The sequence below is a fragment of the Microcystis aeruginosa FD4 genome (assembly GCF_009792235.1).
Lineage (GTDB): Bacteria > Cyanobacteriota > Cyanobacteriia > Cyanobacteriales > Microcystaceae > Microcystis > Microcystis viridis.
The window spans coordinates 4798371-4821149 of sequence record NZ_CP046973.1; the positions used below are offsets into that span (position 1 = coordinate 4798371).

20 protein-coding genes are annotated in these 22779 nt (G+C 39.0%); 1 reads left to right on the forward strand and 19 read right to left on the reverse strand.

The window, feature by feature from the left end; translation table 11 throughout:
- Positions 1-123 precede the first annotated feature (123 nt).
- Entirely contained in the window at positions 124-348 is a 225-nt protein-coding gene (locus tag GQR42_RS23865; protein WP_002770133.1) for a Calvin cycle protein CP12, read from the reverse strand.
- Between the two features lie 310 nt (positions 349-658).
- Positions 659-976: a DUF4164 domain-containing protein gene (locus GQR42_RS23870; RefSeq protein ID WP_125730659.1), complete on the reverse strand. Its 318-nt coding sequence runs from the start codon at positions 974-976 to the stop codon at positions 659-661.
- A 189-nt stretch (positions 977-1165) separates the two neighbouring features.
- On the opposite strand from GQR42_RS23870, the gene GQR42_RS23875 reads away from it, so the two are divergent.
- The gene (locus GQR42_RS23875; protein WP_158201878.1) at positions 1166-1501 is read left to right on the forward strand and encodes a hypothetical protein; all 336 of its coding nucleotides are present in this window, start codon (positions 1166-1168) and stop codon (positions 1499-1501) included.
- Positions 1502-1558: 57 nt separating this feature from the next.
- On the opposite strand, the gene GQR42_RS23880 is transcribed toward GQR42_RS23875, so the two are convergent.
- The 17 genes from GQR42_RS23880 to GQR42_RS23960 form a co-directional block, all read right to left on the reverse strand.
- Complete coding sequence (locus GQR42_RS23880; protein ID WP_002782273.1) at positions 1559-1840, reverse strand: type II toxin-antitoxin system RelE/ParE family toxin; 282 nt, start codon at positions 1838-1840, stop codon at positions 1559-1561.
- Positions 1837-2052 (reverse strand): hypothetical protein, encoded by a 216-nt coding sequence (locus GQR42_RS23885; protein WP_158201879.1) that lies wholly within the window; start codon positions 2050-2052, stop codon positions 1837-1839. Before GQR42_RS23885 ends, GQR42_RS23880 begins: the two co-directional genes overlap by 4 nt.
- A 299-nt stretch (positions 2053-2351) precedes the next feature.
- Positions 2352-3026, reverse strand: a complete 675-nt coding sequence (locus tag GQR42_RS23890) for an HAS-barrel domain-containing protein (RefSeq protein WP_002766961.1) — start codon at positions 3024-3026, stop codon at positions 2352-2354.
- Between the two features lie 2 nt (positions 3027-3028).
- On the reverse strand, positions 3029-3223 hold the full coding sequence (locus tag GQR42_RS23895) for an NAD(P)H dehydrogenase subunit NdhS (protein ID WP_002759298.1): 195 nt from the start codon (positions 3221-3223) through the stop codon (positions 3029-3031).
- 364 nt (positions 3224-3587) lie between these two features.
- Positions 3588-3920: a DUF5615 family PIN-like protein gene (locus GQR42_RS23900; RefSeq protein ID WP_158202568.1), complete on the reverse strand. Its 333-nt coding sequence runs from the start codon at positions 3918-3920 to the stop codon at positions 3588-3590.
- Positions 3917-4141, reverse strand: coding sequence for a DUF433 domain-containing protein (locus GQR42_RS23905; RefSeq protein WP_158201880.1), 225 nt, complete (start codon positions 4139-4141; stop codon positions 3917-3919). The genes GQR42_RS23900 and GQR42_RS23905 overlap by 4 nt, the downstream gene beginning before the upstream one ends.
- Positions 4142-4394: 253 nt before the next feature.
- A complete protein-coding gene (locus GQR42_RS23910; protein ID WP_158201881.1) occupies positions 4395-4619 on the reverse strand; it encodes a DUF2283 domain-containing protein in 225 nt (74 codons plus the stop codon).
- Positions 4612-4887: a hypothetical protein gene (locus tag GQR42_RS23915; RefSeq protein WP_158201882.1), complete on the reverse strand. Its 276-nt coding sequence runs from the start codon at positions 4885-4887 to the stop codon at positions 4612-4614. The genes GQR42_RS23910 and GQR42_RS23915 overlap by 8 nt, the downstream gene beginning before the upstream one ends.
- Before the next feature lie 197 nt (positions 4888-5084).
- Entirely contained in the window at positions 5085-5264 is a 180-nt protein-coding gene (locus GQR42_RS23920) for a type II toxin-antitoxin system HicA family toxin (protein ID WP_158201883.1), read from the reverse strand.
- Positions 5261-5479, reverse strand: a complete 219-nt coding sequence (locus tag GQR42_RS23925; protein WP_004163690.1) for a type II toxin-antitoxin system HicB family antitoxin — start codon at positions 5477-5479, stop codon at positions 5261-5263. The genes GQR42_RS23920 and GQR42_RS23925 overlap by 4 nt, the downstream gene beginning before the upstream one ends.
- Before the next feature lie 179 nt (positions 5480-5658).
- Entirely contained in the window at positions 5659-5925 is a 267-nt protein-coding gene (locus tag GQR42_RS23930) for a hypothetical protein (RefSeq protein WP_158201884.1), read from the reverse strand.
- A 14-nt stretch (positions 5926-5939) separates the two neighbouring features.
- Positions 5940-6326: a DUF6883 domain-containing protein gene (locus GQR42_RS23935; protein WP_158201885.1), complete on the reverse strand. Its 387-nt coding sequence runs from the start codon at positions 6324-6326 to the stop codon at positions 5940-5942.
- 210 nt (positions 6327-6536) lie between these two features.
- Positions 6537-6761 carry a hypothetical protein gene (locus GQR42_RS23940; protein WP_002782285.1) on the reverse strand — a complete coding sequence of 75 codons (225 nt, stop codon included), beginning with the start codon at positions 6759-6761 and terminating at the stop codon, positions 6537-6539.
- On the reverse strand, positions 6739-7026 hold the full coding sequence (locus GQR42_RS23945) for a BrnT family toxin (RefSeq protein ID WP_149985500.1): 288 nt from the start codon (positions 7024-7026) through the stop codon (positions 6739-6741). The genes GQR42_RS23940 and GQR42_RS23945 overlap by 23 nt, the downstream gene beginning before the upstream one ends.
- A 235-nt stretch (positions 7027-7261) precedes the next feature.
- Entirely contained in the window at positions 7262-8092 is an 831-nt protein-coding gene (locus GQR42_RS23950) for a hypothetical protein (RefSeq protein WP_158201886.1), read from the reverse strand.
- Positions 8093-8260: 168 nt separating this feature from the next.
- Positions 8261-9205 carry a leucine-rich repeat domain-containing protein gene (locus GQR42_RS23955; protein WP_158201887.1) on the reverse strand — a complete coding sequence of 315 codons (945 nt, stop codon included), beginning with the start codon at positions 9203-9205 and terminating at the stop codon, positions 8261-8263.
- The gene (locus GQR42_RS23960) at positions 9199-22095 is read right to left on the reverse strand and encodes a putative Ig domain-containing protein (RefSeq protein ID WP_158201888.1); all 12897 of its coding nucleotides are present in this window, start codon (positions 22093-22095) and stop codon (positions 9199-9201) included. Before GQR42_RS23960 ends, GQR42_RS23955 begins: the two co-directional genes overlap by 7 nt.
- Positions 22096-22779: the final 684 nt, after the last annotated feature.

Consider the following 22779-nt stretch of genomic DNA (forward strand, 5'->3'; position numbering starts at 1 on the left):
GAGCCAAAATCGGTCACAGCTTGACCAACAAACAAAAAAACGAGAGGCGATCTCTTTATAGTTGAGATCGCCCTAAAGCTAGGATTCTACTGTGAGGAGAGAAAAAACTGCTGCCTGACTGGATTAATCTTCATAAAGGCGACACTCGGCGGCATCGGGATTATCAGCACAATACTTTTCAAAGTAGGTTTTTTGGGGATGGTCTTGACGTTGGTGGGCTGCTTCTGCTTGTAATTCTTCCACCGCATCCCAAGCGGCGGCACATTCACCAGAGGTGGCACCTTCCGTACTACAGACGGCTCTGGCATTTTCTAGCTCTTCTTGAATTTTATCTTGGATATTGCTCATGATTCCTCTGGAATTGATCTATTGATACTCTAACAATTATACAGCCACCTTCTCAAACCACAGGATCGGTTATCCCACTCGATCGCCTTTCCTGTTCTATTAAGCCGATCCTAGCGCAATTTTTGGGGAATTTAAGATCAAGATTTCCTGACCAGGCCAATTTTTAGCCCAGATTTCCCAGAAATCCCTCTGGCATTTCTCCCCAGGATAGACAGCGAGCAGAACCATATACCGACTTATTTAGGCCGTCTTACCAGTCTCGATGCTCCCTTAGACGCGGTGGCGCAGATCGAATAAGTTATTCTAGGGACTAGGGGAAAAAGACTGTTTTACTGGCAATAGTCAGCATTCCTGTCACCAAAATGCCGACAATGCTAAGGAATCCAATGGTGGTAATGTTGACTCGTGCGTTGAGATCGTCAACCCGCTTTTCTAGTCCCGTAACTTTGGCATCTAAGGCCTTAATATCCCCTTTAATTTCTCCTAAACTGTTTTCGATCGCCTTCTGTCCATTTTCTAGGTTTGTCAGTCGGGACTCGATCGCTGTCAGTCGGGATTCGATCGCTTTCTGTCCGCTAACGATTAAATCTTCTAACCTTTTCAGATCATTCTCGGTAACTGCTGTCATCAGTGACAATCCTCTTAAAGTTGAATTTTTCCCAGTCTCCTATCAATACTCTATCAATATTTTCTCGGTCGAGCATTTCTACTCTAGAATAAAAGATGTTGCAATCCCTTTTAGGGAATTTCTTAGAAACTTGAGGTATATAAGTGTGACATAATCACCGTTTCGCATTTAACCTTCATAACCTGAAATATGAATATCATTGACGCTTTAAATCTCAAAAACCCCCAAGATTACCCCTCTAGAGAAGCTTATCAGCAAGATGTTCCCAAAGCGGTACAGGTCTTAATGCGTTTAGGTATTATGGACAATCCCTCGGCCGATTTAACCGCTTCCCTAGACTCTATCCTTGAGAAATTACAAGAGGATGAACTGGCTATCTACGGTAGAAAACGCAGTAAACAAGAAATTATCGCCGATTTAAAGCAAGTTAATAGTGAAATTGTCGAACTCGATCGAGAAATAGCCGACTTAGAATGGCAAATTGCGCTCAAAAAAGCCGAAATATCCGTTAATGAGGCATCTTAGGTTTTTTACCTTGATTCCGGTTCGGTTTCTGCAAACTGAGCGCAATAATCATCCGCACTAATAAACTTCATCGTGAGTCCCAATTGACTCTAAAAGAATTGCCTGTTTCTGCTCATATTCAACGAATTTAAAGACAATTCTTAAATCATAGCCCACACTACAAGCATAAGAGTCTTTAAGCTCCCCTTTTAATTTGTGTGTTCTTAATCGAGGTTGAAATGGATCCACGGATAATAAAGCTAAAGTTTCTTGGATATTTTGAACTAAAAAAGCCTGTTTTTTCACAATTTTTCGAGCATTTCTAATAAATATATTCGAGCGTAATAAAACAAAATTCACGAAAGGATTTCCTCCATGATTTGTTCAGGTGTCATGGGTTGACATTGACCTTGTGCAAATTCTTGTTGAGCTTCTTGAACATCTCTAAGCAACTCTGTTCTTTTTTGATCTCGAAGACGATTCTGTAAAATATGAATAAGATTTTCTTGATCTTCAAGGGGAAGTTGCTCGGCTGCTTCTAGAATCTCTGCAAAGGTTGTTTGTATTGCCATTTTCTTAAGGGGCGATCGCTTAAACTATCTAGAATTATACAATCAAGGATAAAAATAGCGAGAGTTACCGCATAAACATTCATTATATCGACATTTTTTGTCTAGTCAACCCAGAGGACAAAAAACAGAAACTTGACCTATATTCACCGGGTAGAGAATGTTATCTAGAAACATTCCCGACATTTCCGAGAATGGGCAAGGGTTGCTGATTTTTTTCTTAACCACAAAGAGACAAAGGACACAAAGAGAGGGAGTAAGGGATTTTCACTACTCTAAGAGCGCCAAGAGAGCCGTATCATCTAAGGACTAAGATGAATTTGACTGAGAATATAACGCAAGCGATCATAATCATCTTTAAGTAAAACACTTAACTGTCTGCCCACATTAACTAACCATTGTCGATCGGCTTGACGCAATTGATACATCTGACGGATAGAAGCGGCTGCCAAAGCTTCTACGGGAGTATTTTTGACCTGTAATAAAATTCGTAAAAAGTCTAATTGTTCACTAAAATAAACCACTTCCAGCGACTCACATTGATAAACCGCCTGATGAATTTGTGGGGGTCGGGGAGGAATATATTGATAGATATAACCTCGCCCAGCACCATTGCCATTAAATTGTCCAGGCAGGGTTTCAAAACCGACAATAGTTGCCCGAAATTCCGTTTTTAACATAGCGAAAATCTGCGGCTGTTGTTCCCGCAATTCAGCCAAGGACAACCCCAAAGCTCTAGCGCGATGTACCGAATCGATGGGGGCAGTGGTGGCAAAGGTGACAATCCCAAAAATTTTATTACCCGTTTCTTCATCGTAGGCTTTTACCCAACTACCAAAAGCGGGCATAAAAGGAAAGTTTAACTCCTCTGGTTCCAAACATTGCGCTAAAAACTCGGTCGTCGTCGTCTCGATAACTTCGGCGATATGATCGGGATGGCGGTTATCCGTAGCCAATTGCGGTAAGGGTGGACGCATGGTTATTTTTTGCCTTTAGCGGGGGCAATAATTACTTCTTCTAATTCCGAGAGATTAAAGGTGACTAACTTATCCCAGTTACCCCCCTCAAAAAGAACGGCCACTTTCCCATCGCTTAAACGCTGGGCTAAACCTTCAAATTTATAGTAGGTATCATCGGGATTGGTGACTCGAACGGTACTACCTGGTAAAATCATAGGATTGACGACGAAATTATAATTAACTGTCTCTTAGCTTATCAAAATTTAGTTATCAGGGAGTCGGCTGGCAAATAAGATCAAGTATGACGGGATTTGCTATCCTCCCCAGAGGACAGGCTACTGTTCCCCGCAAATAGCCTTAACAGTGCTGTCTTTTCACTGTTTACCGATCACAGCAAAAAAGCTCACCACTTCCCCAACACTCAATAATAGGGTTGACAATTGTTGTACTGCTGAAAGAAGCTGTTCTAAAGTTAAGGGAATGGTTCTCATCGATTTTGCTTTAAGTTTTCTGTCAGAGATTATCGCTACAAATACGCAGCCTACAATATCAGGCGATCGCAAGATGCTGCGCTCACACTCAACTTAATATCAGCATACTTTCTGTTTCACTATTGTAAAATTTAATAATAATTAAAAAATGACCTCTTAAAATTTCGATAATCTTGGAAGTGGGGCTATTGCCAATACGAAGATAGATAAATTTGGGTGGATGACCATATAATAAACTGCGCTGATGAAAATCGGCATCTTTAGAGACAATTACAAAATTGTTGAATTTGGCAAATTCCCAAATAAGTGCATCATCAGTATTTATCAGTCCTAAAGTCTTGACGTGCTGAGAATCAGAATATAAATCAATTATTTTATCAATAATCCGATCTGACAAATTTTCATCTAATAACAGTTTCAGAAAGAGGTGATAAATAATTTTTTCTCTCGATCAGCAGCAAAAGCCAAACAAGCCTTGATATCCTGAGAAGTTAATTCTGAAAAATCCTCAAGAATTTCTGCTTCTGTCATTCCTCCCGCTAAATATTCTAGAATATCGTACACAGTTATACGCAGCCCTCGAATGCAGGGTTTTCCGCTTCGTTTTCCAGGTTCAATGGTAATAATGTTTTGGTAACTCATAATGCTTTAACTATTTTCAGCTTCTCAATTATATCTTATTCGGTAACACAGAATCATAAAGTTGGTGCGCGGGGCGCGGATTGTTAATTTGGTTTTTTTACAGAATTGGTAGCCGCAAACACGCACCCTACAATATCGGCGGTCGCACTACGCAGTGCCTTCGGCATCGCACTACGCAGTGCCTTCGGCATCGCACTATCAACAAAGACAATCGCACCCAACCCCACCGACAAGAACGATCGCACTCAATAAGTCATTGGCCGGACAAATTTAATATTTTTCCTTGGGTTGACTCTAAAATTGAATCTCGGATAAAAGAACTAGCATTAGTAATCTCTAGGCCAATTAATTCTCCTAAATCATTAAGTTCAGCGGTAATATTTGGATTAATTTCTACACTGTTAGCTTCTGATTCATCAGAAATAGTTAAATGAAGAATGTCTTCTTGTTCAAAGTATCTCATTTTAGGGTTACTCATGGATAGTATATCTCCCAGTTGTTAGGCGAAATCGAATTTGTTGGCGTGTTGTCGCATGAATGGTGACAGGAGTTATAAAATTATCATCGTATTCATAAGGAATAATTACTAAACGATTATCATGCTTGCCTACGGCAATGAGACGACCCGTTTCAGTATCGTAGTACCTTTCTCCAGAGTATTTGAGAATCTCTTCTATTTTAGCAAGTTCAAGTCCTCTCAGTTTGGCTCGATATTGTAAGTAATCCGACCAGATAATATTCGGCATTATGAGCAGACTTTGCTAATTATCTGTTATCTATTTTAATCTAAATTTTCCTTCCCAAACCCCCAACACCGTAATCCACCGAATATTCCGTGTTTGCTGGTGCGTTCCCCATCATCAAACGAATGGAGTAACAAGGGTTGCATCAGGGAACGCACCCTACCAGATCGGCGATCGCACCACAAGATCGGGTGATCGCACTATTGGGCATTCAGGTTTCTGAGAATTTTTTGTGCTAAAAATTCTTTGATGTCTGTATGTCTTGGTACAGCTTCAATGACCCCAGTTTGAGGGTTAATCCAAAGAGAATGAGAAGCACCCTCTCGCTTAAGATAACAACCAGCTTTCCGCAACTTTTTTGCTAATTCTTTACGTTTCATGGAATGGAAATTGTCTCCTCGATCGCCTCTTTCGGTAGTCCTCGACGAATATCAGCCAAACGATCTTCAAAAATTAGTTGAATAGCACTTTTTAAGCTTTCTTTGGCTTCTTCAATGGTTTCTCCTTGACCATTTGCACCTAGGACTTCAGGACAAATCGCCCAGTATCCCCCTTCTGTTGCTGCTTCAATGATGGCGGTGAATTCTCCTTTCATGACAATCTCCTTTGATAATTTATGAATTAGCGTGCTGCTACCCAGTGCCTTCAACATCGCACTCTCAATCAAAATATCACAAGATCACGACACAAGATTAGAGCATCCTGGGGATGATGTTGGGTTGAGTACCGATCACCCAACCTACAAGAGCGGCGATCGCAATACAGTGTTTAAGATTAATTGAATATCAATTTTTCTGCTTTATCTTCTGATATTGATTGAGAAGAAATAACAATAAATTGTTCAGGAGATAAAATTACATTTTCATAAGTAAAACCACCAATGACTTTAGGATTAGAAATCATTAAATCAATAGCGTATGCTTCAGGATTAGGATAGCATTCAACTATTGCACCAAGTGTTCCTTTAGGAATAATTAAATCTGAAAAATCGGCGGTTATATCTATTAAAGTTTGAATCAAATCATTAATTTTTGCTTTCATTATGTTTTGCTCCTTTAGCTGTCAACTTCTAACCAGTTTGTAATTAATCTAGGAATAATTTTGCCTTGATCTATTTGCCAGATTGTGATTAAATTTCCTTGCCCTCCATTCAAACCTTTGATCCTAATTGTAACTTTTAATCTCATACCATAGGGATTATTTTTGCTTTTATAGGCTGGTGCATAAGGTAAAATTTGACGAATTTGTTGAATTATATCTTGAGTTGCAATTTGACGGCCTTCTTGAGTTTCAACAGAATAACCTATCATGGCAAATCCCATCCATTTTCCTTGATTTTGAGGGTTGTTAGGTTGCAATGAGTAATCGGTAAACTTTCGCAAGTCTATTTCGGCTTGATCTGCATTTGGTAAGGGATCTCCTTCTTTCCAGCTAATACTCATATTACAATCTTACAAATGCTCTGAATCAAGCTCTGGGATTAGAGTATGATAATTTCAGAGCATAGGGTTAAGATTCCTGATTATATGAGCAAAGATAATAAAAATCATTCGCAGTTTGAGCTAAACGAAGTGCCACCCAACCCATAACATGAAGAATAATCGGGGGATGATGTTGGGTTTCCGTTGTCAACCCAACCTACAAGATCAGGCTTATTTTTCAGGGATAGCGGATAAGATAGCTCGCAGTGCTTTGTTTACATCTTCAGAATTTTTGAAAACTTTAGCGACATCTGGTTCTAAGGTGACAGTTATTTTTATTTCATTTACCTGAGAAGCAAAACGATTAGGATGAGCCTTAGTATAATCAAAGTTATATTCAGGAAGTAGGTCATCTTGTAAATTTTGTTTGGTTTCAGAATCCTGTGTATTTTTCATAGTCTTGTCGTTCTTTTTTGGTTGTTAAACGTGCGCTGATAATACGAATCATTTGATTTCTTTCAGTAAAACAAACTACTAAAAGACGATTCTTGTCATCGTGTCCGATAATAATTTCTCGTTTTTCACCGACCGAATGCCACTCATCATCAAAAATGTAGGCTAAAGGATCTCGAAAAACAGCCTTGGCTTCTTCAAAATTGATGCCATGCTTTTTGAGATTAAGTTTTGCCTTGGGGTTATCCCACTCAAATTGTAAGTTCATAAACTCAATTCTAGTTCAATCTCCCCCTAAACAGCGCACTCTCAAATTTTGTCGTTGTCATACTCCCAAGGGATCATAGCTAGAATGTAGAATGTAGGGTGTGTTAGCGAAAGCGTAACGCACCAATTTGATGATGAAGTTGGTGCGTGGGGCGCGGATTGTTAATTTAGGTTTTTTATCAGAGATTATCACCGCCTAACGCACCCTACAAGATCGGCGATCGCGCTAACGCACCCTACAAGATCAGCGATCGCCCTATAGTTCTTAGTCGAGGAAGTTCTTTGAGAAAGTCAAAATCTCCATCCAAAATTTTAGTTGAGTTAGTTAACCCTAGATACTCAAGATTGGTACATGATTTTAATGGTTTTAGAGAAGTAATATCATTAAGGTTTTCAAGCAATAATGTTTTCAAATTAATCAACGTACTCAGAGCCTCAATATCATTTATCTTTTTACATGAATTAATTTCGAGATGTGTAAGTTGGCTTAGGGTAGACAAAGGGGAAATACAAGAAAGTTGATACAAATAGGATAATTCTAGTTGTGTTAGTAAACAAAGTTCCTCAATTCCATTTATATTGTCAATTCTTCTACTTGGTATAACATGGAGTTCTTGTAGATTTTTTAACCTAAAAACTGTTTCCAAAGTTTGACAAGGGTAATCATATAAAAAAAGCCTTTCTAAGGACTGGCAACAAGATAAATTCCTAGAACCTTTGAGCCAGTGAAAGCTACACTTGCTTAATTCAGAAAAATTAGAAAAATCAATTGAAGCTTTAGATTTACTACTTACATCTAGTGAAAGATATCTTAAATTATATAGTTGATTGATTACTTCTAGATTTTCAATTTCGTGTGCAATTATTTTAAGTTTTTTGAGATGACCTAAACTTTCAAGAAAACTCACATTATCATCTTGCCATCCTAAAGCGTAATTAAGATAAAGTGAATCAACTTCATTCTTCAAGATAAATACCTCAATATCTTCATTCCAGTGACCAGATATAATCAAGAATTTTTCTCCGCCCACAATAGATTCTTTGCCAAAATAAGCATTAGTATTCATTTTTCTTACCGGCGATTAATTAACATAGATCGAACAATTTTCCAGCATTCTTGAACTTCGAGCGTCTTGCGGAATTTACGGGATTTCTGATATTTTCAAAGTTATCTATAACTGCCTCAACGTCAAGCGGTTGCTGACTGCATCGTAGGTATAGCTGGGAGATTGGGATTATTTCAATATATAAGCTACCTCTTCTATTTTAAGGTTGTAATTTCGTCGGTTTAAGAAGCTAAGTCTTTTAAGATAGGGAAGAGATAAAAGACATCGGATATCCCCATCTTCAATTTTTGTACTCTCCCAAAGTAAGACAGTATTTAAGTTATTTAATTTTAATAAATGTTTGACACTCTTAATCTTTGGACAATTCACTAAAGCAAGACTGCGTAGCTGACATAATAATTCTATTGGGCTGATATCCTTAAGGATCGGACATGACTCTAAATGTAATTTTTCAAGATGAGAAAGATTTTTGAGATGATGCAAATCCTCAAGTTTTGAGAACAAAGAAAGATTTAATTCCTTTAAATTAGTACATCTTTCTAAAAAAGATAAATTCTGGTATTGAGATCGGTTAATCGTTAAAGTTTGTAAATGCGATAATAAATTTATTGAATGTAAACTATCAACAGTAATACCATTAAGCTCTAAGTCTTGTAAGTATTGATAATTCGCTAGGGGGGAGAAAGATTTGATTTTGCTATTTGCTAGTTTGAGAATTTTCAGTTGAGTGCAATTTTCTAGTTCTCTAGGTAGTTCTTTTAATTTATTTAAATAGCATTCTCTAAGATTTGAAAAAAGAGAAAAATTTATTTCACTTGAAACGTGACTTAAAGATAACTCTTCTAAGTTGGTTAAGCTATTAATAATAAAAGCTGGAGTGTCTCGATCCTCAACATACAGCGAGGTAATAAATTCATTAAGATGAGATAGACTATTACTTGTCCATTCCTGATAGCGTCTAATAACTAGCCGAGTAACTCCATAATTAGCCATGTTTTTGACTAGCTCTGGAGTAATAGGCTCTCTTAAAAAAAATGCTTTTGCTCCACTAGGATAACTAATTACTTCCATTTTATCTCTTTGTTCGTCACTGTTATTTGAAGATGTTAACATAAGTTAATTGTATTCCTTAAAAACTCTCGCGCTCTTTGATTAAGTGGATTAATTCTATTTGATACACCTGAACCATCTCTTCTTAGTGCCTCTTGTCCAAGCTCAAGAGCATCCCGTACTCGATCTAAAATATATTGTTCAATCCTGCGTAAATCTTGAGGATCGGGGGAGATAATCTTGATTTTAGCTAGTTGTTTCACAATGCGATCGCCATGCTCTCTCAGCCGTCGTTCAATATCAACTGATTGACCAACATATGTACCAATATCATCAATGAAAATGTAGACTCCCTGTGTAACAGCTTCTTCGACGGCAAACTCGAAGAGATAGCAACCTGTTTCTTTGAGAGTGACTCGAATTGCCTGTGATGAAGTAGTGTTTCTGAGAATTCCCTGAATATGTTGAACAATCGCAAATTCTGTCAAGCTAGATATGAATCCACTGGGATCTATATAATTAACAGGATTGCCATTAGCATATAAGTATTTATGCAGAGCTACAGGCGTTTGGATAAACCCTTCAAAGCTATCCCGACTGGAAAACCTTCCAGTTTTTGTATCGTAATATCTGGCACGTAGATAATCTAATTCTAAATTAAAGTCATGCTGTTCCCCTGCAAAAAGATAGACATTTTGACTAGTGCCTACCTGATTGAGAATTCTGCCAAACGCTTCATAAATATAGCGATCAATCACCGCACCGCTTAGATCCGTCAACGCTCGCGTACTACCCAACCCATCGACATGATAGAAGGAACGCTGATTATCACGGACTTGGGAGATTAAATCATTCCCATAAACATAAGCAGCCTTGATAATCTTACTCGGTGTATATTCTTCTAAAACTTGAGCGTAATCGCGGTTTTTATCCACCAAGAAACTGGTTTCTTCCCCATTAACCGTTTGAGCAACTCGAATCCCATCTCGATCATAACGATTGACAATATTATTAGTGCCGTCACCATCTGTATCGACTCCAACTAAGCGATTTTCCGCATTCCATTGATAGTTAACTTTATCCGTTCCAGTAGTCTTAGATAAGGTGTTACCATTATTGTCATAAGTGTAATTAGTTGTTACTCCATTCGTCACTTCTTTCAACAAGCGATCATTCTTATCATACTGATATGTTGTATTACCTTCTACTGAATCATTGCGGGTTAAACGGTTGCTCACTGCATCGTAAGTGTAGCTAATCGTGCGGGTTGTTCCATCAATCACTTCCTCTTCCAAGAGACGATAAATATCATCATATTCGCAGTTAACTTTCCGTCCATCTTGTTCAACAACTGTCAGACGATTACCCACCTTATCTAGGGTATAACGGAAACTGTTAATAATGCTGGTGCTATTACTGTTTTGGAGATACAGCAGACGATTTAACAAATCATATTCACGGGTTTCTATTGTTCCATTGGGTAGGGTAGTTTTGATCAGATTTCCCGCTAAATCATAAGTATAGGTTGTTACCCCATTACTGAAGTCTGTGACTGTTTTCAGGCGATTTTGTTCATCAAAAGTATAGCTAGTTTTACCAGAAGGAATGTTAACAGAAGTGCGGTTTCCTGCTGCATCATAGGTGTATTCAATTTTCACCCCATCAGGATCGAGGCGAGATAACAGGCGATTGCGGCTATCATATTGATAGGTTATTGTCCCATTACCATCGGTTTCTGTGGCTCGTTGACCTGTCAAGGTATAAGTATAGATAACTTGTTCATTATTGGGTAAAGCTTTCTTGATTAGTCGGTTGCGTTCATCGTAGATAAATGTGATAATTTCACCGTTAAAATCAGTGGTACTAACAATATTACCTACTTGGTCATATTGGGTGGTAGAATGCTGATTTAGGGGCAATTGGGTAGCAATTCGGCGACCTATACCATCATATTCATACTTAGTAATATTAGCCTTGGCATCTTTTTGAGTAATGAGATTCTCTAATTCATCATAACCGTATTCAGTGCGATTATTTAGCGCATCAATTACTGCTGTTAATTGTCCTAAAGCGTTATACTCATATTTAGTTTTGTTACCTTCTTGATCGATTTTGGCAATCACTCGACCTGCTTGGTCGAAAGTAGAAGAAATACTGGTATTGTCAGCGAAGATTTGACCTGTAGGACGACCTAAATTATCATAGACAAATTGGGTTTTACGTCCCAAGGGATCGGTTTGACTAATTTGACGACCTAAAGCATCATAGGTAACAAGTATTCTGGGGTTATCTGTATCATCATTAGGGGTACTATCAGGAAGAATAGTTTCTGTTCTTCGTCCTGCATCATCATAAGTATAACGAGTAATATTACCCCGTTCATCGACTTCTGCAATAACACGTCCAGCTTTATCATAACGGGTTTCTTTGCGCGGATTGTCGGTGTTATCATTGGGGGTTAAGTCAGGATAAATAGTATAAATTAAACGTCCTAACGCATCATATTGGTATTGAGTAGGTCTTCCTAATTCGTCAATGTCTGCTGTTACTCGATTCGCTGCATCATATTCCTTGCGAGTCCGAGGATTATCACTATCATTATGCGGTGTTGCATCAGGATAAATTGTTTCTAATAGTTGTCCTCCCTCACTATAGACATACTTAGTAACCCGACCTAAAGCATCAATCTCTTTGATTTTTTGTCCAGCAGCATCATAAATTGTTTGGCTAATATTCCCTTCCGCATCGGTAACTTTAATGATATTACCTTTGCTATCATATTCAGTCTTGGTAACAAGGGTACGAATACCGTTAGCAGTGGTTAATTTACGGGTTTCTGTTAAGCGATTACCATTCCCATCATAAGTATAGGTAATTTCGTGGCCGAGTGGATTAATTTCTTTGGTAACATTCCCTCGGAAATCATATTCATATTTGGTTGTTCCTTCACCAGGGGTTAACTGAGTTAATAATCCATTATTGTTGTAATTAAGCGTGATAGTACCATTACTTAATCCAGTAATAGAGAGTAAATTGCCTCGACTATCATAAGTGTTTGTGACAACGTTTCCTAGCGCATCAGTTGTCGTTAAAAGGTCATTTTTGCTATTATAAGTATGGCGAGTGACATTACCTAAAGCATCGGTTTCGCTTAATTTATTGCCCTTACTATCATAAGTGTAGGAGAGTTTTTCTCCTTCGGGATTGGTTTCACTAAGAAGATTATTACTGTCATCATAAGTGCGTTTAATAATGCCACCATTAGCATCGATTTCCGTGATAATATTACCCCTTGCATCCGATTCGTAAGTGGTAGAATTGCCTAAAGGATCTTTAACACTATAAACAAAATTATCAGGATTGTATTCGAGTTGAACTGCTTTACCTTCCCCATTAAAAACTTTCGTTAAGCGTCCATTTTGATCATATTCATTTTTAATACCAGTTCGTCCCAAGGGATCGATAATTTGATCCAGATAATGAGGGTTAGCATTATTATACTTAAACTGAGTGGTATTATTTTCTCGGTCAGTAACTTTAATTAAATCTCCTTTACTATCATATTCATATTTAATCTGTTTACCCATCGGATCGGTTACGGTAGTGATGCGACCTTGAGTATCTCTGCCAAAGGTTACTTTTAGTCCATTACTGCTGGTAATTCCCGCATCAGTAAAGTTTAGTTTATCGCTATTGCGATTGGTAATACTATTAATATCTCCGGTGGTAGCATCAATATTATAAACAATGCCTTCTTTGGTGGTTAATTGATAGTAGTTACCCCAATCTTGCGGATGGTAATGAGCAAAAGCAGAACCTCCACTAAAGGGAACGACTTGGCCATTTTGTCCTCGAATTAAGACGACTCCTGCTGTTTCCACACTTAAGGTACTGGTAGAACCTTTATCCGCGACAAATTTAGGAACAAATAATGCACGGTTTCCCATCAAGGCTGTTAGAGGAATCCCCATTACTTTGATCGCTTCTAACTTAAAGGTAAACCTTTCCCGCTTCCCGCCGGGGAGGGTAATATAAACAGCATCACCTTCTTTAAAACCAACACTACGGAAACCATATTCTTCATAAAGTTCATCTTTCGGTAAACTCGTCCGCACATCTGCATCTCGAAATTCCATGCGCCAACCATAACCAAAATCGTCTTTATTATTACTATTTAAGGTGTTATATGTACGGGTTAAAGTAATGGGAATACCACCAACAGGAATCTCTAAATCGGTAAAGGAGAGTTGGAAGTTTCCTAATTTTAAATCACCACTGACATCTAGTAATTCTGCTACCCCATTACCCTTACCATTGACATCGTAGGCAACTAGACGAACCTGATAGGTATCATTAGGTAACAAAGTAGGATCTAATACCCCTAATACCCCATTTGTAACCGGAGTTGTCCCTCGGAACATTTCTTTGAAAGGTGCGCTACCATCAGCCGGAGCAACTTCTAGGGCATAGTAAGCTAGGTTAGTATCGTTGACACTCCCTTTAATTGGTGTAGGTGCAGTAATTTCATAATTAGCAATTCCTGATAAGTCTAAACTAACACTAGGTGCTTCTGTATCGGTGGGATCGAGGACATTAACATTAGTGGTAGCTTCAGCTTTGTTTCCAGCAGCATCAGAGGCGAAAGCTTTAGCGGTAATAATTCCTGGATTTGTCGGTGTGAAAGTAGCGACTCCATTGCTATCAATTACGACGGGAGTATTATTAATTAGTAATTGTAGGTTAGCAATACCGACATTATCCGTTGCACTCACCTGGAAAGAAACTGCTTCCCCTTTATTGGTAAAGTTCTTATTACGATTAATAATAACTTTCGGTGCAGTAGTATCGGGTGCAACGGTGAGATTAAAGCTTTGAGTAACTTTGCCTCCTGCTGCATCTGTAATGGTTAAAGTAATAGCATGGATTCCCGTTTGAGAGTTAGAAGGAGTCCAGCTTAAACGTCCGCTTTCGTCTAGGGTTATACCTTTAGCTTGAGAAGCCGGATCTAAACTATAGGTGAGAATACCACCATCAGGATCGGTTGCTTGAATATCATAGCGATAGGGTACTCCTGGAACTGCGCCTGTAGGCGGTGTAGTGGAACGAATTACAGGGAGACTATTGACTTTAGCGGTTAAATTGTAGCCTTGAGTTACTCCCAATCCTAGAGAATCAAAAGCGGCAACGACTACTTTATAATTACCCGTAATTGGTGTGTTCCATTGTACTAAGCCAGTGTTAGTATTAATGGTCATGCCTTGGGGTGATTCTATTAGTTGATAGGTTAATGATTGTCCATCGGGATCACTCGCTTGGATTTGGTATTGATAGGGATTGCCTACATTAGCTATAAATAAGGGTGTTGAGGTAATATTCGGGGCTTGATTAATGATTTGTGTTCCTACCACTAACTGATAGTTTTGGGTGGTAGTTGCGCCTTGATTATCAGTTACTAAAACATCAATGTCATAGTTGCCTATTTGAGTCGGTGTCCATTGAATTTTACCCGTGCGATCGATGGTCATACCGTTGGGTTTACGCCCTAAATTGTAGGTTAAAATTCCATTTTCAGGATCTTTGGCAACAACAGTATAGGTATAGGGTTGGTTCGTAACTGTTCGGGTCAGAGGAACAGAGGTAATACTAGGAGGAAGATTAACCCCATTAACAGCCAGAGTAAATCGTTGAGTGGTGGTAGCACCTTGGGTATCGATCGCTTGAATGACTACCTCATGAAGTCCAATTTGATCTAATTTTGGTTGCCAACGAATTGTTCCTTTGTTGACATCAACAGACATTCCCTCTGGACGGGTTTCTAACGACCAGAAAATGGGGTCGCCATCAGGATCATTCCCTACTAAATTATATTGATAAACTTGGTTAATATTGGCTTTTAGGGAAGGAGTCGAGAGAATTTGTGGGGCTTGATTGTTGCTGCGTTGACTAACAACAGCGATCGCCCATTCTTGTTCAGCAAATCCACCCCGTCCATCACTGACTTGGACTTTTACGGTATGATTGCCTAATTGATTCGCTTCGGGAGTCCAAGTGATTAACCCTTGTTTATTTAGAGTCATCCCTGTGGGGGAAGTTTGCAGATTGATGGTGAGGGGATCGCCATCGGGATCTGAGGTATTTAAGGCGTAGAAGTATGATGTTCCTAAAGCAACGCTATTACGGGGTGTAGAGGTAATTTCTGGGGTATGATTCGGTGCAAAAGCCAGTACATTGAGATTATAAGTTTGACGGGTTTCTGCGCCTTGGCTATCTTTGACAATGATAGTAACGGGAATTTGACCAATTTGCGTATCATTTGCCGTCCAATTTAATAATCCAGTATCGGTATCGATGGTCATCCCATTCGGTGCGTTTTCCAAGCGATAGCTTAAGGAATCTCCATCAGCATCTTGTGCTTCAATTTGATACTGATAAGGAAGATTAGCAATGGCTTCTAAATCTGGGTTAGAAGTAATAATTGGGGCATTATTAAGACTATTTACTGTAATTTGGAAAGATTGAAGGGTTAAACCTCCATAACCGTCTCTAATTCGTATTACAAGATCATGAGTTCCTGCTTGTTCTCTTGTCGGTTGCCAAATAATTTCCCTCGTTGCTTCATTTAAGGTCATTCCGTCGGGTTTTAAGGGTAAATCAACCGTTAAGAGGTCTCCATTGCCATCATTAGCTACAATTTGATAACGATATACTCCTCCTTCCTGAATTTGAGTGAGGGGAAGACTGGAAATTTGGGGTTCTTGGTTGTTTAAATCGGGTGTTACGGTTAAATTAAGGGTTTGTGTGGTTTCTCCTCCACGTCCGTCCAGTACCCGAATTTTTACGGTTTGATTCCCTAACTGGGGTTGGGTAGGAGTCCAAGTTAAGCGGCCGGTTTGACGGTCAAGAGTCACGCCTTCTGGGGCTTCGCTAAGATAGTAAGCAAGGATATCTTCATCTGGATCAGTGGCTTGAATTTCGTAGAGATAAGGACGACCAATCGCTGCTTGATTAGGGGCAATGGAGGTAATCATAGGGGCATTATTAGGACTCCCCACATTCACTGTGACAGTGTAATCTTGAGTGGTGCGTCCTCCGAGTCCATCATCGACTTGGATAGTAAATTGATGATTTCCTCCCTGTTTGGGTTGCCACTGAATTTGTCCACTTTGGGGGTTAATCGTCGCTCCTGTGGGTGCTTTGAGAAGGCTATAGGTTAGAGTATCATTATCAGGATCAACGGCTTGAGTTAAGTACAAATAATTGTTATTAATGGTGACAGGAATTGAACCTAAAATCGTACTGCTACCCAGCCTTACAAACAATAAATCAAAACTACGAACTATTCCATCTCCCTTTAATTCAAAATCAAAGGATGCTGTTTCTCCATTACCAATACCCGAAATAATTCCAGTTAAATTCTTAAAAGATACGTTAGGATCTGATGAAATCAAGGTTAGGGGTAATTGTTCAACAATTTCTTGAGCTTTAACATCTACAAATGCTTTGGTAAAAGAAGTCCCTACTAACCCACCATTTCTCAGTTGATTGAGATCCCACGCTGCGCCTTCTGTCGCTAACGCCAAGTCAATATAATCTCTTTTAGTCGTTGCACTACCACTCACTGTCCCAATATTAGTAATTAGATAATTTCCATTATTATCAGCTTTATAACCCTGATTTTCAGAATCAACTCCCAGAATAACTTGATTATTACTATCTCTAAAGTTTCCATCAACAACAACATTCAGAAGGGCATTTTTATTACTCAGACTGTTCAAAATGCTACTAAAGCTTAGACTAGAATTAGCCACATCTCTATCTTCATCTGTCACCAAAATAATATTAATAGCTGCACCTTGACGGAATGAGAGATTAGTTAGTGCTTCATCAATTCCATCATAGCCATCTTCTCTCCCTCCATTTATTTGTAACTGGTTAATAGCGGATGATAACTGGTTAGCATTGCCAAAAGGAGAATTACTCCCTACATTTAAGATCCGTCCATATACCCCAGAGTTCCCAAACCCAATTAAACCATAACGATTAGAAGTAATTCCTTTTCCGATTAAGGTTGATTCTAAAGTTGATACCATATCTCTAATCCATGCTTGATAACCTGACATAGAACCCGATTCATCAACCACAAAAACAATATCTGCTGATCCCGTAGAACTGTCTCCCGTCGGTAAAGTTAAAGCGACATTTTGACGAAAAGTTTCATCAGGTAATAAGGTTAAATCTAAACCTTGAAGATTAACATTACCACTGGGATTATTACTTAAATTAGGTAAATTAAATTGAGTCAGAGGAACACTCACAAAAACAGGAGTTTGATTCCCAATTTCTGGTTGTACTAAAATTTGATATTTCTGTTCAGCAATTCCTCCCTTTCCATCACTGACTTTTACCGTGATATCCTGTAATCCTATTTGATTAGCAGTTGGCAACCAGCGAATAATGCCAGTCTCTGGTTCAATCCACATTCCTGTGGGAGATTTTACTAATTCATAGGTGAGAATATCTGAGTCTGGATCAAGTGCTTCAACATCATAAATATAAGCATTTTGGGCTTGGAAATTAGGATCATAAACAGCATAAAGTCCTTGTCCATTATTACTCTTCGCAATTAAGATGCCTTGATTGTCATTGGAATTTAGATCAATAATTGTTTGACCATTAGCTTGATATAACTTATCTATTCCTACAAAAATTGGATGTGGCGAAGGATTAATAGGAATATTGCCGTAAATCTCATTCCACTGATTTGCTAATGACAACCCAAAGTTATTCAAGAAATCTTTCCAAGCATTAGCTTCGTTACCAGGTTGAATAAAAGTTCCCGTAGTACCTGTTCCTGCTAAAAGATAAACATTTCCTCCTTGATTAACATAATCAATTAAAACCTGATTTTTAGCAGGAAATCCACCAACAAAAACTCCATCATATTGTTGTAAAGTTTCTAATGTAAAAGATAAGTTAGTATTAACTGTCCATTGATGTCCATCGCTAGTCAAAGCCTCCGCTAATTTAGATGCTGTCAAACCAAAATTATTAGAATATCCCAGAAATGATCCTTTTTCTCCACCTGTAAAATAGTCGGCAATATTTTGAGCAAATAATTTGGCATCTTCGGGAGCATTACTAAATCCAAAATCACTCAATGTCCACTCATCATTAGCAACAATAATTTTACCAGATTTATTTTGACTAACTCTCGCATCAACAACAGGAATAGACGTAATAATCGGGGGACGATTAGGCGGTGGCGCAATCACAGACAGGGTATAATCTTGTTGATCTATCCCACCTCTACCATCTTTTACTTGCACAGAAATACTGTAATTACCAACAGTATTTGTCCCAGGAGTCCAGCTAATTTTGCCAGTATCACTCTCAATAGTCATCCCATTAGGAGCAGTCAAGAGAGAATAAGTTAGGGTATCTCCCTCTAAATCTGTAGCATCAGCATCATAGATATAAGGTTTATTAATTAACCCTTCAATATCAGGATCGCTGATAAAATTCGGTGCAGTGTTTAACTTGCCTAAAAAGACTAATTCATAGGTAAATTGAAACTCTTGTGGATTCAAGAAAGCCAGAGTTTTATCTTGGGTGATTTCATCAGGATCTAAGGTATTACTATTAACTAAATTACTCAGATTATAGTAAGGCAATCCTTCAGGAGTTAGGCCATTTGCTCCCACTACCTGAACGGTAGGCTCGCTAATTGATTTAATCGCCACGACTAGAGGCGAATCAACGACATATTCTCCCTGATTTAGCACCACAAAATCTGCGTATAGGGTTTTATTATCTTGATTAAAAGAAGTCCTTAAATAGTCGGCATTTAGGCTGCTGCTTACATCTGACAATTGACTAAAATCAATGGGTTTACTAATGGCAGTAGGCTCAATTTCTGGGGTGACAGTAGGCGCAATTGTTCCATCTCCTGCTAACAGTTGAATATTCTTAATACGGACTGAAGTTTGCGTGTCACTATCATTATTAACTAACCGAAAGATTAAAGTAGCGTCTCCTGGAGTTACTCCCGTTAAATTCACCTTAACTGTCATTCCCGCAATGCTGACTCCAGAAGCAAATGCGGAGGGTTGGTTTTCTGTAATATTAAAGAAAGCATCTCGATTAGGTTGAATTGTATGGATTAAAGAATTGCCTTGAGCATCAACTAAAGCGACTTCAAAAGCATCATTAATACTATCAGGATCAGTAGTATCAAAGTTCAGATCGTTATAGGTAAAACTGAGTAAGGAAGAATCAACAGGAACACTAATAGTTTGCTGGTATTGCTTGCTAAAAATGTTATCTTCTCTCAGAAGAATACTATTGTCGCTGACTGCAATAAGAACAAAACTAATTGTTTGACTATCATTCCCTCCTTTACCATCACTCACAGTATAAACAAAATTGCCACCATTACCATTAACGTCCGCTAGAGGGGTGTAAAGCAAAGAAGTTAGAGAATTAATCGAAATCTCATCACCCACATTAATAACTGTACCATTACCTAAAGTTATTTTTCCTTTAGTATTATCTGGTAATTGAGTGACAGTAACAGTTAAATTATCCCCATCAATATCTGTAGGTGGATTAATATTTAAGGGGATAGGTTGACTATCTTCTGGTAAAGTAATAGTTTTATCTGCATCGGTGACAGGAGGATTATTACCAGAAGTATTCTCAGGGGTAATAATAAAACTAATTGTTTGACTATCATTCCCTCCTTTACCATCACTCACAGTATAAACAAAATTGCCACCATTACCATTAACATCTGCTAGAGGTGTGTAAAGCAAAGAAGTTAGAGAATTAATTGAAATCTCATCACCCACATTAATAACTGTGCCATCAGCTAAAGTGATTCTTCCTTTGCTGTTATCTGGTAATTGAGTGACAGAAACCGTTAAAGTATCCCCATCAATATCTGTAGGTGGATTAATATTTAAGGGGATAGGTTGACTATCTTCTGGTAAAGTAATAGTCTTATCTGCATCGGTGACAGGAGGGTTATTATCAGAAGTATTCTCAGGGGTAATAATAAAACTAATTGTTTGACTATCACTACCGCCTTTACCATCACTCACAGTATAAACAAAATTGCCACCATTACCATTAACATCTGCTAAAGGTCTGTAAAGCAAAGAAGTTAGAGAATTAATCGAAATCTCATCACCCACATTAATAACTGTGCCATCAGCTAAAGTGATTCTTCCTTTGCTGTTATCTGGTAATTGAGTGACAGAAACCGTTAAAGTATCCCCATCAATATCTGTAGGTGGATTAATATTTAAGGGGATAGGTTGACTATCTTCTGGTAAAGTAATAGTTTTATCTGCATCGGTGACAGGAGGGTTATTAACAGGTGGATTCAGCGAATTATCATTATCCAGAATCGTGCCAATTCCCTCACCTTGAATCAGGATAGCATTGGTCACTCCTGTTAAATTCACCGTGAAGGTTTCCGTAGGCTCGCTAATTGTATCGCCCTTCACAGCAACTGCGATCTTTTTCTCCACTTCTCCCGGTGCAAACGTCAAAATTCCCGTTGAGGATTCATAATCTTTCCCCGCTTGAGCGGTTCCATCCGTCGTCGTAAATTGAGCCGTTACTGTTGTGTTTGTAGGGGCTGATAAACGAACTGTAAAATTAGCAGATTGAGTTCCTGTATTGCCCTCCGTCACTGTGGTATTTTCAATGCTCAAAGACGGTAACTGAATCGGTTCTCCAATTGGTTCCCCAAAACTGAACCGAAACACTAAATCATTAAAATCGCGATCGCCGCCGCCCCAAAAATCTTCCCAAGTCCAAGTCTGACTATCCTGTTGAGCATGGACATGATTCAAACCATCCTCATTCGCCGCCGCATAGGAAAAGAAAACCGGCGGGGCATTTTCCCCCTTGGCGATCGCCTGCTCTGTCGTCCCGTTAGCGACTAGATACCATCCCAGATATTTCCCAGAAGGGACGTTAAACGTTTTACTATCAAACGCTTTCCCAGAGGCAAAAATTACCTGGTGGCGATCGCCTGACAAGGCCGCAGCTAAATAACCCTGATCCCCTGGTTTAATCCCATTAATCTCGCCATCTGGGGTATCAACCAAATAATAACCCATCTCGCTTTGAAAATCAGCGTCCTGACTGACAGCCTCCACTGTTAGGGGAACCGGTTGCCCTTTGTCTCCGGCTAAGACAATTCCTGCTTGAGCAATATTAAAAACAACATCGTTAAAATCTTGATCTCCCCCACCCGTCAAATCTTCCCAGTTAAGCCGCCAGATCCCGCGGCCAAGATGACTACTTTGGGAATGATCAAAATTATCAGGATTAGCTCCTTTCAGGGAGAAAAAAGCTAACCCCGATTGACCCTGATTTTGTCGATTATTTTCTAACCAATTAGCGCTGGTATTATTCTGAATCACATAAAACCCTAGACGACTACCCCCCGCAACGGTGAATTCCCGCCAATTTCCCGCTTGATTACCCGAATTAAAGAGAGTTTGTCGGCTGGGACTGCTTAAAGCGGCTTCGGCGAATCCTTCTTCACCGGGGGCGATACCTTCTACCCCACCTAAAGCATCCACCAGAAAGAATCCCACTTCATTATTAAAAGCTGCTTCTCGCAATGTCCACTGGACAACCATATTCACCCTTTCTGAGGGATTACCCGGAACGACTAAAACCTCGCCTAAATCATCTAGCTGAGTGATTTGAGGGGTTCCTAGCCAAGAAGTATCTTGGTCTGAAAAGGAGAAATTAGCAGCCTCTGGATTAACTAATAATGGGGTTGATAGCAGAGAATCACTTTGATTAGCTAAGTTATCGCTCGCCGCCGCGCTCACGGGAGCAAGAAAATTGCTAGGAGAAGATAGGGTGAGAGGCGTGACTTGAGGAGCCACCTCTGGCGTTGTCGGAGCCAGCATAGATGGCGCTGTCGCCATCAAGGTCTGATCTACTCCCAAAAGACTTGAGCCATCTTCTAGAAGTATTGGGGGAAGTATTGGAAAATCCACTTATGTCTTCTGATTGGATGTCTAGCTTGATTCATTAAATTAATCTTTGTTGGCATCTTAAGGGCGTTTCTTTTTACTGTCAATATATATAAATTATTTGCATATATATATATATATATATCATTAGTTTTGCTAATTATATTAAATCCGTTTTTAATAATATGATTAGAGTTCTTGCATAATTAATTTTCGAGAGTTCATATTAAATCTGGTTATTAAAAACTGATTATTTATTCCCCCTTTTGCATGAGTGCCTCTTGCCGTTCGGCTGTCCTGATATGTAGCCTATACTCAACGGATTTAGTTTTTTTTCAGAGATTATCGCCACAAACAGAAACATAAATCGTAGGGTGCGTTAGCCAAAGCGTAACGCACCAATTTAATAATCAAGTCGGTGCGTGGGGCGCGGATTATTAATTTGTTTTTTTGTCAGAGATTATCGCCGCAAACACGCACCCTACCAGATCTATACTCAACGGATTGGCTCTTCTGGTTTTTGTGTGAAAGGAAGAAGAATAGGGATAATTTGGGTGCATCTCAATTTTGTCGAAATATCTAGAGGACATTTTGGGCGCACGCGGTGCGCCCCTACCATTGGCGCAATCATATTAT

Excerpts from the sequence above, each read along its gene's own strand:
- GQR42_RS23935 (WP_158201885.1), bottom strand. The coding sequence starts at position 6,326 with ATGAGTATTAGCTGGAAAGAAGGAGATCCCTTACCAAATGCAGATCAA.
- GQR42_RS23890 (WP_002766961.1), bottom strand. The coding sequence starts at position 3,026 with ATGCGTCCACCCTTACCGCAATTGGCTACGGATAACCGCCATCCCGAT.
- GQR42_RS23945 (WP_149985500.1), bottom strand. The coding sequence starts at position 7,026 with ATGAACTTACAATTTGAGTGGGATAACCCCAAGGCAAAACTTAATCTC.
- GQR42_RS23925 (WP_004163690.1), bottom strand. The coding sequence starts at position 5,479 with ATGAAAGGAGAATTCACCGCCATCATTGAAGCAGCAACAGAAGGGGGA.
- GQR42_RS23955 (WP_158201887.1), bottom strand. The coding sequence starts at position 9,205 with ATGTTAACATCTTCAAATAACAGTGACGAACAAAGAGATAAAATGGAA.
- GQR42_RS23895 (WP_002759298.1), bottom strand. The coding sequence starts at position 3,223 with ATGATTTTACCAGGTAGTACCGTTCGAGTCACCAATCCCGATGATACC.
- GQR42_RS23950 (WP_158201886.1), bottom strand. The coding sequence starts at position 8,092 with ATGAATACTAATGCTTATTTTGGCAAAGAATCTATTGTGGGCGGAGAA.
- GQR42_RS23875 (WP_158201878.1), top strand. The coding sequence starts at position 1,166 with ATGAATATCATTGACGCTTTAAATCTCAAAAACCCCCAAGATTACCCC.
- GQR42_RS23865 (WP_002770133.1), bottom strand. The coding sequence starts at position 348 with ATGAGCAATATCCAAGATAAAATTCAAGAAGAGCTAGAAAATGCCAGA.
- GQR42_RS23915 (WP_158201882.1), bottom strand. The coding sequence starts at position 4,887 with ATGCCGAATATTATCTGGTCGGATTACTTACAATATCGAGCCAAACTG.
- GQR42_RS23930 (WP_158201884.1), bottom strand. The coding sequence starts at position 5,925 with ATGAAAGCAAAAATTAATGATTTGATTCAAACTTTAATAGATATAACC.
- GQR42_RS23905 (WP_158201880.1), bottom strand. The coding sequence starts at position 4,141 with ATGAGTTACCAAAACATTATTACCATTGAACCTGGAAAACGAAGCGGA.
- GQR42_RS23960 (WP_158201888.1), bottom strand. The coding sequence starts at position 22,095 with ATGGCGACAGCGCCATCTATGCTGGCTCCGACAACGCCAGAGGTGGCT.
- GQR42_RS23870 (WP_125730659.1), bottom strand. The coding sequence starts at position 976 with ATGACAGCAGTTACCGAGAATGATCTGAAAAGGTTAGAAGATTTAATC.
- GQR42_RS23940 (WP_002782285.1), bottom strand. The coding sequence starts at position 6,761 with ATGAAAAATACACAGGATTCTGAAACCAAACAAAATTTACAAGATGAC.
- GQR42_RS23920 (WP_158201883.1), bottom strand. The coding sequence starts at position 5,264 with ATGAAACGTAAAGAATTAGCAAAAAAGTTGCGGAAAGCTGGTTGTTAT.
- GQR42_RS23885 (WP_158201879.1), bottom strand. The coding sequence starts at position 2,052 with ATGGCAATACAAACAACCTTTGCAGAGATTCTAGAAGCAGCCGAGCAA.
- GQR42_RS23910 (WP_158201881.1), bottom strand. The coding sequence starts at position 4,619 with ATGAGTAACCCTAAAATGAGATACTTTGAACAAGAAGACATTCTTCAT.